Annotated in this window: 1 protein-coding gene; it reads right to left on the bottom strand. The window is 60.4% G+C overall.

Translation table 11 applies throughout. The features are described 5' to 3' along the window. Nucleotides 1-11: 11 nt before the first annotated feature. Nucleotides 12-960, bottom strand: a protein-coding gene (locus RAD10_RS41400; RefSeq protein ID WP_461621969.1) for an IS630 family transposase whose coding sequence is annotated in 2 segments (ribosomal slippage) — nucleotides 12-623 and nucleotides 625-960 — 948 coding nt in all. Because the reading frame shifts where the segments join, the coding sequence is not laid out codon by codon here. Between the last annotated feature and the right edge of the window lie 94 nt (nucleotides 961-1,054).

The raw sequence follows: 1,054 nt of genomic DNA, 5'->3' as shown, positions 1-1,054 counted from the left end.
GTTAGAGCGTTTCACCTTTTGATTGAAGCATAACCGGCGCTGGCGAAGTAGTTGGCGCATTCGGTCGGCTGGATGTCCTGGACGAGGTGACCGATGTGGCGCCAAGTGTCCTCGATGGTGCGCTTCTGAGCTTGCCGCATCCAATGTTTGATCTTGGAGAAAGCCTGTTCGATCGGGTTGAGGTCCGGCGAGTACGGCGGCAGGTACCAGAGCCTGGCGCCAGCCGCCCGGATCAACTGCCTGACAGCTTTCGACTTGTGGCTTCCGAGATTATCGAGAATGACGATGTCGCCTTTACGCAGGGTTGGCAGAAGAAGATGCTTCACGTAAGCGCGGAAGCATTCGCCGTTGATCGGGCCGTCGAAGACGCAGGGGGCCGCGAGTTGGTCATGGCGAAGCGCGCCGAGGAATGTGAGGGTACGCCAGTGACCGTGCGGGGCGAAGCCGCGCAGGCGTGTCCCTTTGGGGCCCCAGCCTCGCAAAGGGGCCATGTTGGTCTTGATCCAAGTCTCATCGATGAAGACGAGCCGGCTCGGATCGAGCCCGGCCTGCCAGGATCGCCAACGCCGGCGCCTACGAGAGACGTCGGCGCGAGCCTGTTCGAGAGCGAACAGTGTTTTTTTTGAACCGCAGCCCTTCCCGGCGCAGGAACAGCCAGACCGCGTTGTGGGAGACCTTGACCCCACGGGCCGCCAGTTCCGCCTTCAGACCATGCAGCGTCAGGTGTGGCGTCTGAGTGATCCGTTCGACGATGAAGGCGCGATGCGGATCAAGCACAGGCTTGCGGTGACCGCCCATCTTGCCAGGCGCTACCGAGCCGGTCGCTCGATAACGCTGCGACCACTTCACCACCGATGACACCGCGATCCCAAACCGCAACGCCACCGAACGGCAGCTCTCACCTTCGGCAACAGCGGATACCGCACGCCTACGTAAATCGTTGGAAATTGGTCGGACCATCAGATGCTGGCCTCCAGCCCAGCCAGCATCTTGAATCATATTCGCCCTAGCTCCGGAATCCCTTCCGATTCAATAAATAAGTGAACCGCTCTAG

Source organism: Bradyrhizobium sp. 23AC (assembly GCF_054863025.1).
Note: the sequence above shows the minus strand (reverse complement) of the source record. Positions and strands in the feature narration are given on the sequence as shown.